The organism is Pontiella sp. (assembly GCF_041622395.1).
Taxonomy (GTDB): Bacteria; Verrucomicrobiota; Kiritimatiellia; order Kiritimatiellales; family Pontiellaceae; genus Pontiella.
Window position 1 is genome coordinate 1 of sequence record NZ_JBFJYW010000086.1, and the last position, 12,624, is coordinate 12,624.

The 12,624-nt window shown below is 62.2% G+C and carries 9 protein-coding genes; 3 read left to right on the forward strand and 6 right to left on the reverse strand.

Features of this window, described 5'->3' with window-relative positions:
- Positions 1–81: 81 nt before the first annotated feature.
- Together sthA and ptsP are read right to left on the reverse strand one after the other, a co-directional pair.
- Entirely contained in the window at positions 82–1,479 is a 1,398-nt protein-coding gene (sthA, locus tag ABYO54_RS06830) for a Si-specific NAD(P)(+) transhydrogenase (protein ID WP_372807498.1), read from the reverse strand.
- A gap of 140 nt (positions 1,480–1,619) precedes the next feature.
- Complete coding sequence (ptsP, locus tag ABYO54_RS06835) at positions 1,620–3,881, reverse strand: phosphoenolpyruvate--protein phosphotransferase (protein ID WP_372807499.1); 2,262 nt, start codon at positions 3,879–3,881, stop codon at positions 1,620–1,622.
- A 254-nt stretch (positions 3,882–4,135) separates the two neighbouring features.
- Here ptsP and ABYO54_RS06840 point away from each other — a divergent pair, with 254 nt between their 5' ends.
- A complete protein-coding gene (locus ABYO54_RS06840) occupies positions 4,136–5,368 on the forward strand; it encodes a hemolysin family protein (protein ID WP_372807500.1) in 1,233 nt (410 codons plus the stop codon).
- A complete protein-coding gene (locus ABYO54_RS06845; RefSeq protein WP_372807501.1) occupies positions 5,365–6,342 on the forward strand; it encodes a CNNM domain-containing protein in 978 nt (325 codons plus the stop codon). The genes ABYO54_RS06840 and ABYO54_RS06845 overlap by 4 nt, the downstream gene beginning before the upstream one ends.
- Here the strand turns inward: ABYO54_RS06845 and ABYO54_RS06850 are convergent.
- The 4 genes from ABYO54_RS06850 to ABYO54_RS06865 all read right to left on the reverse strand — a co-directional run bounded on the left by ABYO54_RS06850 (position 6,305) and on the right by ABYO54_RS06865 (position 11,690).
- Positions 6,305–7,090: an ion transporter gene (locus tag ABYO54_RS06850; protein WP_372807502.1), complete on the reverse strand. Its 786-nt coding sequence runs from the start codon at positions 7,088–7,090 to the stop codon at positions 6,305–6,307. The genes ABYO54_RS06845 and ABYO54_RS06850 overlap by 38 nt on opposite strands.
- 106 nt (positions 7,091–7,196) lie before the next feature.
- Positions 7,197–9,170 (reverse strand): DUF6691 family protein, encoded by a 1,974-nt coding sequence (locus ABYO54_RS06855; protein ID WP_372807503.1) that lies wholly within the window; start codon positions 9,168–9,170, stop codon positions 7,197–7,199.
- Complete coding sequence (locus ABYO54_RS06860) at positions 9,163–9,693, reverse strand: YeeE/YedE thiosulfate transporter family protein (protein WP_372807504.1); 531 nt, start codon at positions 9,691–9,693, stop codon at positions 9,163–9,165. The genes ABYO54_RS06855 and ABYO54_RS06860 overlap by 8 nt, the downstream gene beginning before the upstream one ends.
- A 2-nt stretch (positions 9,694–9,695) precedes the next feature.
- Positions 9,696–11,690, reverse strand: a complete 1,995-nt coding sequence (locus tag ABYO54_RS06865; RefSeq protein ID WP_372807505.1) for a rhodanese-like domain-containing protein — start codon at positions 11,688–11,690, stop codon at positions 9,696–9,698.
- Positions 11,691–11,905: 215 nt separating this feature from the next.
- Here ABYO54_RS06865 and ABYO54_RS06870 point away from each other — a divergent pair.
- Positions 11,906–12,624: MGDG synthase family glycosyltransferase (locus ABYO54_RS06870; protein WP_407992462.1), on the forward strand; the 719-nt coding region annotated here is incomplete at its 3' end.

Below are 12,624 nucleotides of genomic sequence, written 5' to 3' on the forward strand. Positions count from 1 at the left end.
CCCCACTTTTTCCAACTCGCTTCACTCATGCGTTCATCCATTCCTTTGCCATGCGCCTTGCCGAAGAGCCGAAACTCCGGCCTACCGTTTATTCAGGCCATCCAAGGCCGCCACTTTATAGGCTTCGGCCAGCGTGGGATAGTTGAATACGCTGTCCCGGAAATACGCCAGCGTGCCGCCCAGACTGAAGACGGCCTGGCCGATATGAATCAGCTCCGTGGCGGCTTCGCCGATGATGTGGATGCCGAGAATCTTCAACGTTTCCGGATCAAACAGAATTTTGAGATAGCCGCTTTCGAGGCCGAGGATTCCGCCCTTGGCCAGCTCGTCGAACCGCGCGGCCCCGAATTCATACGGAACCTTCAGGCGGGTCAGCTCCTGCTCGGTCTGGCCGATCATGGAGATTTCGGGAATGGCATAAATCCCATAGGGCAGCGGCCCGGCCGACAATTCGGGGGATGGGCTGAACATGTGGCAAGCGGCCAGCCGCCCCTGCTCCATCGAGGTCGCCGCCAGCGCCGGAAATCCAATCACATCGCCGGCGGCATAGATGTGGGCGACCGCCGTTTGATAGTGCTCGTTCACGGCGATTCTGCCGCGTTCATCGGCGCTCAACCCGGCGGCCTGGATATTCAGGGTATCGGCATTGGTTTGCCGCCCGACGGCATATAAGAACGCTTCGGACCGGATGGTCTTGCCGCTCTCCAGCTTCACGCACACCCGGCCGCGATCATCCTTGCCGACCGCCTGAATCGTTTCGCCCAGCCGCAGGGTCACGTTTAGATTGCGCAGATGGAAGATGAGCCGCTCAACGATTTCCTGGTCCACGAAATCCAGCAGCTGCGTTTTCTTGTCGATAATGGTCACCTCGATGCCCAGCGCGGCGAACATCGAGGCATATTCCAACCCGATAATCCCCGCCCCGGCAACCACGAGTTCATCCGGGAGAAATTCCAAATCGAGGATTTCGTCGGAGTCGATGATGACCTGCCCGTCGTAAGGGATTTCAGGATTCCGCAACGGGTGCGTCCCGCAGGCGATGAGGATGCGGTCGCCCTGCAGGATCTCGTCCGGCCGGTCGTCGTTGGCTATCGCCAGCGTATGTTCATCGACGAACCCGGCCTGGCCATAATACAGATCCACTTCGTTGCGCCGGAGTTGCGCCTGAATCACCTGCATTTCGCGCGCCTCAACCATCCGGACCCTGCGTCTGAGATCGAGGTGGCTGATTTCCTCTTTTACCGCATAATCTTTCCCGTAGAAAACCCGTTGCCGCAATCCCGAAAGGTAGAGGATGGCCTCCCGCAGCGTTTTGCTCGGAATCGTGCCGCCGTGCAGCGACACGCCGCCAACCATGCTTTTCCGGTCGATGAGGGCAACCGAGTGCCCCCGTTTGGCGGCTTGGATCGCCGCCTTCTGGCCCGCCGGCCCCGAACCAATCACCAATAGATCATACGTGGAGTTTCTCTTCGTCGTCATCCGTTCGCCCCGCTTTTTTGTCAATCAACGCTAGCCTGTGCCACCCGGCCAATGGAAGCCAAATGTCCTGCCGTTCACGACGGGCCCGACGCGTCGCCGCGGTCCTGCTTGAGCCCCGGCGCCGGGCCGCACCCGCCCGTTCAGACCGGGTCGGAGACGGGATTTTTCATGAACGCCTCAACCTCGGAAATCCGGCTGAATCCGAGCATCGTGCGCGCGATGCTTTGTGCCTGTTGCATGGTGACGGCTTCCACCGCCCGCTGGACATCCGGCATGCGGCGCGGGGCAACGCTGAGTTTGTCGATGCCGGCCCCCAGCAGGAACGGGATCATTCTCGGGTCGCGCACGATATCGCCGCAGATGGACACGTCGCACTCGAAGCGCTTGCCCTCCGCGGCCACGATCTCGATGGCGCGGAGAATGGCCGGGTGGTAGGCCAGATAGAGCCGGGACACCATGGCATTGGTACGGTCGACGGCCAGCATGTATTGGATCAGGTCGTTGGTTCCAATCGACATGAAATCGACCGTTTTCGCAAAATCGGCGGCCTGGGCGACGGCCGAGGGAAGCTCCACCATGATGCCCAGCTTGGTTTCGCGGTTATAGGCGACCCCGCGCCGCTCCAGCTGCTGCATGCACTCCCGAACCAGCTCGCGCGCCTCGACGAACTCATCGATGGAGGAAACCAGCGGGAACATGATTCGCGCGTTGCCGCCGGCGCCGGCGCGGAGCATGGCGCAGAGCTGTTCCGAAAAAACATCCTTGTTCCGCAGCAGGAACCGGATGCCCCGCAGGCCGAGAAAGGGATTGTCCTCTTCGACGCCGCCCTGGTAGGCCAGCAGCTTGTCGCCCCCGATGTCGAGGGTCCGGAAGGTCACCTCGCGGCGGCCCATGGACTGCACGATGCGGAGATAGACCTGGTATTGCTCCTCCTCGGTGGGAAAGGCGTCGCGGATCAGAAACGGGAATTCGCTGCGATAGAGCCCGACGCCCTCGGCATTGAACGAGTTTGCCGACTCGAGGTCGCTCAGCAGGTTGATGTTGGCGTAAAGCCGGATGCGGGTGCCGTCCGCCATGTGGGTCTCCGTCTTGACCGACGGCACGGACTCGAGCTTGGCGGTCGCCTGGCGTTGCCGCAGATACGCCGCTCGCATTTTGCGGGAGGGCTGGACGAACACCAAACCCTGGATGCCGTCGATCAGCAGTTCGGAGTCATCCTGTATCCGCGCAAACATTTCGGGGCCGACCATGACCATCGGCTTGTGGAGCGAGCGGCAGATGATCGCAATATGGGCGGTGACCCCGCCTTGCATGACGAACCCCTCCGCCTTTTCGGTCGCGAGCTTGAGCACATCCGAGGGCAGCAGCGTATCCGCCAGGATAATCTGTCCGCTGTAGTCCACCTGCGCCCGGTCGCCGCCGATCAGGTTTTCCAGCAGCCGATGTCCGAGATCCTTCAGGTCGTGCTCTTTTTCCCGCAGGCGCTGGTTGGTGCTCGTTGCCAGGATATCGGCATAGCCGTTGACCACCTCCACCAGCGCATCCACGGGCGAGATCCCGGACGTGATCAGCCGCCGGATCTCGCCGGAAAACTTCTCATCGGCCAAAATCAAAAGATGGGCGCTGAAAATCAGCTGGGCGACATCGGAGAGCATTTCGCCGGCATCGATCTGCAGCTCTTTGAGTTGCCGCTCGCTCTTGGCCAAGGCGCGGTCGAAATCGTCGATCGTCAGGGTGGAAGGCGCGGACGCCGGCGCGCGGAACCGTCCGGCCCGGCCCGAAACGATCAGCCGGGCCCGCCCCATCGCAATCCCATCGCTGGCGGGGAGCCCCTTGATCTGCTCGGGGGCGGCCTCGACCGGCCTCGCCGCCGGAGGCTCTTTCCGGCGGTGCAACCCCATCAGCAGCTCCGCATTTTCGATGACGGCCGCCAACTGAAGCCCAATGGTTCTGAGCACCATCTCATCGGTTTCGTCATAATAGTCGGGCTGGACATCCTGCACCACCAACACGCCCACCCGGCTGAGCTGGCGGCGGATCGGCACGGCCATAAAGGCCGGGTATCTTTCTTCGCCGCTCCCGGCGACCGGATAAAAATCCGGGTGGTCGGCGGCGCGCCCCGCGCAGACCGAACGCAATTCCTTCATGGCGAGGCCGACGAGCCCCTGTCCCAAGGGAAGTTCGAGCTGGCCGATGGCTTCCTTTTCCAGCCCCTGCGTCGCGCGCAGCGTCAGCATGCGCGTTGCGTCGTCGTAGATGTAGATGGAACAGACGGCCGACCGCATATGGTAGGCCACCACGCTCACGGCGGACTGCAGGAAATCATCCAAACTATTGCTTTTTTCAAAGAGCGAGGAGAGCTCCTTGAGATCGAACGTCATATTGATGTTTGCCTTGCCCATAGCAACCTCGATTGGTCTTGCTTCATGAATTGGGTAAAGTGGCCGGATCCGAACAGAGCACGACACGCTTTCGCTATGATTTACATTGTAGATCTTTCCCGGGATCCTGCAACTCCGATTCCGGCTTCATTCAGGCGCGGGGCTCCGTTTTCCGCTGGATAGTGAATAAATTATGTCGTCCGGCATCTGGCCGGGTGCTTTAATGCCGTTATGCTAAGCATAGGACAAAGGCAAGACCCCGAGGGATTCAACAAGTGATTACGATCGTTTTACTGCTCGGCCTGTTTTTCTTGCTGTGCCTATCGGCCTTCTTCTCCAGCTCCGAGTCGGCGCTTTTCTCGCTCGATCCCCTTCAGGTGCGGCGCATCGGCGCCAAGAAGCCCGGCGCCGGCCGGCGGATTGAGCGGCTGTTGTCGAGCCCGTCGCAACTGCTCTCCGCGATCCTGATCGGGAATACGCTCGTCAACGTGGCCGCCTCGAGCCTGGGGCATTCCCTGATCAAGCATGCCCTCCCCCGCTACGGCATCTTCATTGCGGTTCCGACCATCACCCTGATGCTGCTGGTCTTCGGGGAGGTCACCCCGAAACGCTTCGCGCTGCACATGCCCGAGCGCATCGCGGTGCTTTTTGCCGTACCGATCGATCTGTTCGCGCTGTTGACGAAGCCGCTGAGCGGAGTGTTCAGCGCCATCGACCGCATGCTCCATCGCGGCCTCGGCTCAACCGCGCTGACGGAGGACGAATTCCGGGTGGCCTTGGTCAAAGGCGAGAGCGGCGGACTGCTCAAATCCGAAGAACGCAATATCATGGAAGGGATCATCCGCCTCGAGGGCTTGTCAGCGGCGGACGTCATGACGCCGCGGATCGACCTCGTGGGAATCGACCCCGATCTGCCCGCGCCGCAAATCCGTGCCATAGCCCGGGCGGCCCACTTCAAGTTTCTGCCGGTTTACAAAGAGAGCATCGACCACATCATCGGGTTTCTCGATGTCCGGAACTTCCTGCTACATCCGGAGGCTTCCGTCGATGACTGCATCATCGCCGCCCCCTGCATTCCCGAAACCCTGCCCGTGGACAAACTGCTGATGTTCTTCCGAAAGAAGAAGGTCCGGGTGGTATGCGTCCTCGACGAATTCGGCGGCACCGCCGGAATCGTGACCCAGGGCGACGTCGCCGAAGAAATTGTCGCCGATGCGGAGCTGGACATTCGCGAAACGAAGGTCGGCGCCAAACCGCTCGACAAAAACCGCTGGCTGGTGGGCGGCGATACCAGCATCAATGAAATGAACGATGATTTGGGTACCGCCATCGTCCCGGGCAACTTCACGCGCGTGAGCGGATGGCTGCAGGACGAACTCGACCGGATTCCCCGCCGCGGCGACGTGGTCGAGACGGATCGGTTCCGGGTGATCGTACGCACCGTCAAACAGCGGCGGATCCTTTCCGTGGTCCTGGAGCTCAAACCGGCGAAGGAGGAGAGGCCATGACCCTCCTCCTGAAACTGCTGGCGGTGATCCTCTGCATCTGCGGCGCCGCCTTTTATTCCGGCATCGAAACCGGAGTGATTTCGATCCGCCGGCTACGGTTGCGCCACCGGTTGCGGCAGGGCGACGCGGCAGCCAAAAAACTGGCCTTCTTCCTGGAAGAACCCAACCGGCTTTTGGGCACCACCCTGGTGGGAACCAACCTGTTTGTCGTGCTGGCCTCCATTCTCGCATCCAGTCTTTCGAGCCAGCTGGCGGGACCGGGCGGGCAGGTGGTCGCCGGCCTGCTGGTGTCCGCCGGGTTGCTGGTGTTCGGCGAGTATATACCCAAGGCGTGGTTCCGCGCCTATCCCTATCTCCGTTCCGCGCGCTTCGCAAACGTGCTCTTCGTCTCCTGGAAGATCTTTTATCCCTTCGGGGCGGCCGTCACCTGGATTGCCGGGCTGGTGGTCCCGAAACAAGCGTCCGGCCGGCAGGACCTCTGCAGCCTCGCCACCCGCGACGAGCTCAAGATTCTCACGGTGGAGGCCGAACAAAACGGGGTCCTCTCGCCGGAAGAACGCACCATGATCCATCAGGCCGTCGAGCTGGCCGAAAAAACCGCCGCCGACATCCAGACCCCGCTGGCGAAGGCGGTGGTCGTCGAAGCCGCTTGCAGCACGGCGCAGCTGTTGGAGCTCGCCCAAAGCAACAACTACACGCGCTATCCGGTCCAACAGGCCGGCGGATCGGGATTCGAGGGGGTTATCGACCTGTTCGACGTCTTGACCGGCGGCGCGGTCGACACGATCGCACCCTACATCCGCAAGGCGGTTTTGATTCCCGGCAGCACGCCGGCAGACGACATCATGCCCCGGCTCCGAATGGCCCGCCAATCGATGGGCTTGGTCACGGACAGCGAGGGCGTAGTGATTGGCCTCGTTACGACCGACGACATCCTCAATCAGATTGTTGGCGGGGGCCCGGCGCCGGCTTGAGGCTCTTTTGTTTCGCCTCCCGGTCTTTTTGCTGCAACCCCACCTCCTCTTCGCGGGCCTGCGAAAGCGCGGAAGCCAGGATCCCGGTCGGAACCGCAACAACGCCCAGCCCAACGGTCAGGACAAAGAACGTGAACACCCGGCCGCCGGGGGTGATCGGATAGACGTCGCCATAGCCCACCGTCGTCAGCGTGGTGATGGCCCACCAAAGACTGTGGAAAACCGATTTGAACTGCTCCGGCTGGGCCCCGTTCTCGAAATAATAAATACCGACGGCCGAGAGAAAGAGCAGCATCGCCGCCACGAAGCCAAACAGCGCCAGCTCCTCCTTCGCGATTTTCAAGGCGCGATTGAACCGCCGAACGGCCTGGTTGTATTTCAGCAACTTGAGGATGCGCACCAGGCGCAGCAGCCGGAACACCCGGACCGCGCGCAGATCCAGCCCCGTCGCAAGATAAAACGGCAGGATCGCCGCCAGATCCACCAGCCCATAGAAGCTGAAAACAAACCGGGTCTTCTTGTCGGCAACCCACAGGCGAAGGATATATTCCGCCGTAAACACCATCACCGTCACGATTTCCACGACCCGGAGCATCCCCTGCGTCCGCTCCGAAAGGTCCGGCAACGTATCCATTGAAAAGGAGGCGAGCGAAAGCAGAATCAGCGCCTGCACGGTGTACGCAAAAACCTTCCCGCCCGGGTGGTCGGGATTATTGACGATTTGATTGATGGCCTCTTTGCCGATCACTGCCCAGCCTCGTTAACCTTCGTGGAATCGCGTAGCAAATGCCGACATCATAGGGAACGCCCCTGCCGGATATCGAGGAAATAAAGAGGCCGCGGCCCCATGCGGACTACTCAACCGGAAGTTCGGGGCGGGCGGCCCACTCCGTCCAGCCGGCGTCGTACCATTTCACATCGGTGTACCCGAGCAGGTGCACCAGTACAAACCTCGCCTGGCTGGCCTGATGGCCGGTGCGGCAGTGGACGATGACCGGGGTGTCCTTGGAGGGGATCAGCCGCGCATAGGCAACCGCCAGCTCCTCCACGGGTTTCAGCAGCGGGAAGGAGTCGTCCGGGACGATGTCGTCGGTATAGGGCCGGTTGATCGCGCCGGGGATGTGGCCGCCGCGCGCCTCGTCCTGTTTCGTGCCGGAAAAATAGTCTGCCGGACGGGCATCGAGAACCACGGTGCCGGGTTGGCCGAGAGCGGCCAGCACCGCGCCGGCCCCGACCGTAAAGGCGTCCGCTTGATCGGGAGCGGAATACGCCGAGGGCCTGGCATCGGGAAGCAAGGTGCTCTGCGGCAGCTTTTCAAAGGCCCACTTCGGGAAACCGCCCTGCAGCACCGCATAGCGACGGTGCCCGAGCCGCTCACATGCCAGGCCCGCCAGCGTGGCATCCTGCATTTTTTCGCCGCCAACCCATACGACGAGGTCGTCCGGTCCGATCCCGAGGAGCGAAAAATGCTCCGCGAGCATCGCGGCGGGCAGCAGCGAAGACGGACGGCCTTCCACGCTGCCGCGCAGGCTTTCAACGTTCAGGCTAAATGAGCCGGGAATATGGCCGCCGCTGTAGTCCGGTTGCGCGCGCAGATCGATGATCTTCACCGCCGGGTTGTTCAGGTGGGCGGCCAGCCAACCGGTTTCTACCAGGCCGGGCGTTGCGAGGTCGGCGGTTTCGCCGACCGCGGTTGCGGCGTTGCCTTTTGGGGGTTCCGGCGCGAGAAAGAAGGCGCGCCATGCGTTGATTTTTGCGGCGCGCACGGCCGGCACCGGCTCGGCGTGCAGGGAGACGGGTTTCAGGCATTGGTCGAGAAAGCCCTCCAGACCGTCGGTCAGCAGGTAGACATTGGCGAACCCGAGCCGCGCCAGGCTGTCGCGCGCCTGTGCCGGATGGGTCATGCCGTTGGAATAGAGAACGATCAGCCCCCGGTTTTGATCGGGCGCAAGTGCTGCGGGCAGGTCGGCGGGCGGTATGTTGACGGCCGAGCGGATGTGGAAACGGGCATATTCGCCGGGCGTGCGGATATCCACCAGCCGAATGGTCTCGCCGCCGAGCAGGCGGTCGGCCAGTTCCTGCGGCTCGATGTGGTCGCTGCCGGTCTCCAGGTTTTCCAGCAACGTTTGTTCCGACATGAACGGACGCGGTGCGTCGGTTTTTCCCGACAAAGCAAACAGGCCAACCGCGCCGGCGAGCAGGGTTGCGCTGAAGGTCTTCAAAAACGGCGATCGCCAGAGGGTGTCGTTCCGTCCCTGCTTCACGCCCAGAAATTCCAACCCCCAGAAACACCCGATGGCGAGTGCGGTGAAGCCCAGCGCAAACGCGGCCTCCGATATGCCGAACGCGTCGAACGCGAAGAGCACGCCTCGGTCGGTTGCCGAAAGCGGACCGATGAGCGGGTAGACCTCGTTATACAGAATGCTGCCGCCGACGATCCCCAACAGAAAGACCAGCGCATCGATGCGTCCCGACGCAATGCCGACCGCACCGGTGCCCGGACACCAGCCGCCCACGGCAAAGCCGACGCCAAACAGCAGCCCCCCCAGAATCTGGGGCACATAGCGCGTCGGAAGAAAATAGACGTTCTCCAGCGTCACCCAACCGGCGGCCTTGGCGTAGGCCAGACCGAGCATGGCCGTAATGACCGCGGGCATCATGACCTTGATCACCGACATGTCGCGGAAGTAAAAGACGCCCGACAGCCGCCGCGAGCTGCCGAAGCCGGCCTTTTCAAGCGCGGTGCCGAACGCGATGCCGAAGAGGAAGCTGACGAACATTGCGGCCGACGAGTCGAGCAGGCCATTTGAAAAAAAAGTGCTAATCATGCCACTGCCTCCTGACGAACCAGGCGGCGGCGTATCCGCCGGCAAACATGAAAACCAAAAACAGCAGGCTGCCGCTGAGCAGCGCGGCACTGCCGGACAACGCCTGGCCGGACGTGCAGCCGTTGGCAAGCCGGCTTGCAAAGCCGGCCAGTAGGCCGCCGACCAGCGCCAGCACCAGACGCTTGCCGCGGGAACAGGAGGCGCCCCGCTCCACCTGAAGCTTGCAGCGGTTGGCGCGCAACGCGGAGATCAGGCCGCCGAAGAACACCCCCGCCAGCATGAAGACCAGATAGTAGTGCATCGGGTTTTCGCCCCACCGCCCGAAATAGTCGCTGGCCAAGGTGTGCGCGGGCGCAAGCTTCAGCTCCAGATAGGCCCCGAAACGGGCGAGTCCGCCGGAGGCCCCCAGTCCCGTGCCGAGAACGAGGTACGATGCAAGCAAGGTGAGGCCAAGAAGCACCCCCGCGAGATACGGGTTCATGAACGGCTTCGGCGCGGATTTCACGGTGGGTTTCCCGTTCATGGTCAGCACCCCGCGCTTTTCTTTTTCGGTGCCGAAGGGACCGGCACCGGTGCGGCGGCCGGGGCTTTGGGCGCGCCCGCAGCAGGAAGCGGAACCGACTGAATGGCCGAGCCGGCATCGGCCTTGTTCCAGTAGGCTTCCAGCCCGCCAAAGAGCACCTTGATCGGCCGGTTGGTTTTCTGAGCCAGGATACCGCCCGCCGCCATGGCGAGCGAGCCGTCGCGATCCACGATCACCAGGGGGGACGCGCCGACCAAATAGGCCGGGTTGCCGATCAGATCGGCCAGGTCCACGTTGCGCGAACCGGGCAGGTTGTAGTCGCGGAAATGCGCCGGCGGGCGGATATCCACCAGATCGAAGGTTCCGGGCAAATCCATGAGCATGCGTTTGAGTTGGGCCGCTTCCATGGCATCGGGAAGTTTAATGGTGCGCGTGGGCAGGCTGGCGGCCGTACCGGGGCCGGTGGGCTGGATGGTGGGGAATCCCGCTTCGATCCAGGCTTCGCTGCCGCCCACCATGCTCGCCACCTGCTTGAATCCGGCTCGCTCAAGCACGCCGATGCCCAGGCTGCTGCGGTAGGCGGAGTTGCAGACGGTTACCACCTGCTCGTCCTTCGCCAGCTTGACGGGCGCCAGCGCTTCCATCTGGTTCAACGGGATGTTGATGACATTGCCGATCCGCAGTCCCATCCATTCGGCGGGCAATCGTACGTCGACCACGATCGGCGCGGTGCCGTTCTGCATGCGTTCGTAAAGATCCCGCGCGGAAATCGGTTCGTTCTTGTACGCCGGCAGGTTGGCGTTTTTCCACATCTCGAACGTCAACGCCCCCGCGACGGCGTAACCGACGCGATGCAGGCGGAAGGCCGCCTCCTCCATCTCCTCCGGACTGCCGCACAGGACAACGGAGCTGCCCCAGGGCACCATGATGCCGGTCCAGGTCTCCAGCCGGCCGCGCAGGCCGATGTTGACGGCGTTCGGAATGTGCCCGGCGGCAAACGACTGCGCATCGCGCAGGTCAACTACATAGAATGTGGCGGTGTCCGAGAGCGATTGATCGCGCGGCGCGGCGGGCGGTTCGGCCGTCCAGTCCACCAGCGGCGGGCCGTTCCGGTTCATGGCGGCGTTGTGCTTGAAATAGGCCGGTGCTTCGGGCAGGCCTTCGAGCACGGCGGTAATGAAATCGTTTTTGGCGGTATGCTGCAGATAGGTATTGGAGGTGCGCTCGGCCCCGATGGTCGAGGATGGCTCGTCGCTCAGGTGGGCGCCGCACAGCGAACCCGCGCCATGGGCGGGCAGCACCACCACACGGTCGTCCAGCTTGGAGAGCTTGTTGTGCCAGGTGTCGAAACTCATTCCGGCCAACGAGGCGGCGGCCATGGTGCCGCCCATCAGGTCGGGGCGGCCGATGGAGCCGACAAAAAGCGTGTCGCCCGTCAGCAGCGCGGACGGCCGTTTGTCTTTGTCGATCACCAGCATGCACATGCCGTCGGGGGTGTGGCCGGGGGTGGCGATGAACCGGAGGGTTGCTTCGCCCCACGGCAGGCTCGCGCCGTCATCGAGCGCCTGAATCGGATATTGCGCACCGCTGGCCGTGTTTTGATAGATCGGACACCCCAGGGCATGAACCAGTTCGGTGTGCCCGGCAACGAAGTCCGCATGCGAATGGGAGAGGAAAACCCCCTTGATCGTCCACCCCTCCTTTTTCGCCGTGTCCAAATAGACCTGGATATCGCGGTCCGGGTCGATCACCAGCGCTTCGGAGTCGCTGACGAGCATGTAGGAATAGTGCGATAGGACGGCCAGGTTGAACTGCACGATTTTCACCCCGGGATATTCGTAGGTTTTCTCGGGGGTTTGTATTGCGGCGGTATCCGCGTGCGACGCGGCTTCGGCATCCTTCACCGTCGCGGCGGTGGCCCGCGATGAGATGGCGATGAACGCGGCCAGCATAAGCAGCGTTCGGGAGAGACAGCTCGAGAGCAGCATTTGATTCATCACGACCTCCTGTTGGTCAATTGTGTCCGCTTAAAGAACCCGCAAACCCAAACCCCTTCAGCGATGTACGTATTTTCACCGCCATTTCCATGGCGTCAAGTACATTGCAAAACAACCGCGTCATCACGAGGTCATCTTTGGACTTCTGTTGTGAATTGAATCTATGACAACTCTTTTTTTTGAGGTACAACCCATCCTGAAAGTGAGGAGATGCAATGAAGGTGATGATTCTCTATGCGAATGCCGGCAACGGGCACCGTCGGGCCGCCGAGGCGCTGGCCGCCATCTGCGAACAGGACGACCGTTTTACGCAAGTCCGGCTGCTCGATGCGCTCGAATACACCAACAAGGTTTTCGAGGAGCTCTATGCCAAACTCTACATCGAAGCCGTGAAAAAAATTCCGACCATCTGGTCCTATGCCTTCGACGAAACCGACCAGCCCTGGGAAAAGGAAAAGGGCCGCATGCTGCTGCACCGCCTGAACGGGTTGCCGCTGGCCCGGCAAATCAAGAAGTTCCAGCCCGACCTCTGCCTGTGCACCCACTTCATGCCCGCCGACATCGTTTCGACCCTGCTGCGCAAGGACGACATCAACACCGATCTCGCCGTGGTGGTCACCGACTTCTATGTGCATGCCACCTGGCTGGAGCCGTATGTCAACCGCGTCTACGTGGCCAAAGAGGAGAGCCGCGAGCAGTTGATCCGCCTGAACTTCCCGCCCAAACGCGTGCGGACGCTCGGCATCCCGATTGATCCGCAGTACGAATCGCCCGGCAACCGCGACGAGCTGTGCCGGAAACACGGGGTGGATCCGGCCCGGCCCTTGGTGCTGCTCTCCGCCGGCGCCTTCGGGGTGATGACCGGCAGCGACATGGTTCAGATGGTCTCCGGCATCACGACCCCCTGCAACCTGGTGGTGGTCTGCGGCAACAA

Coding starts and splice junctions, on each gene's coding strand:
- ptsP (WP_372807499.1), bottom strand. CDS start 3,881: ATGGGCAAGGCAAACATCAATATGACGTTCGATCTCAAGGAGCTCTCC.
- ABYO54_RS06865 (WP_372807505.1), bottom strand. CDS start 11,690: ATGAATCAAATGCTGCTCTCGAGCTGTCTCTCCCGAACGCTGCTTATG.
- ABYO54_RS06860 (WP_372807504.1), bottom strand. CDS start 9,693: ATGAACGGGAAACCCACCGTGAAATCCGCGCCGAAGCCGTTCATGAAC.
- ABYO54_RS06845 (WP_372807501.1), top strand. CDS start 5,365: ATGACCCTCCTCCTGAAACTGCTGGCGGTGATCCTCTGCATCTGCGGC.
- ABYO54_RS06855 (WP_372807503.1), bottom strand. CDS start 9,170: ATGATTAGCACTTTTTTTTCAAATGGCCTGCTCGACTCGTCGGCCGCA.
- sthA (WP_372807498.1), bottom strand. CDS start 1,479: ATGACGACGAAGAGAAACTCCACGTATGATCTATTGGTGATTGGTTCG.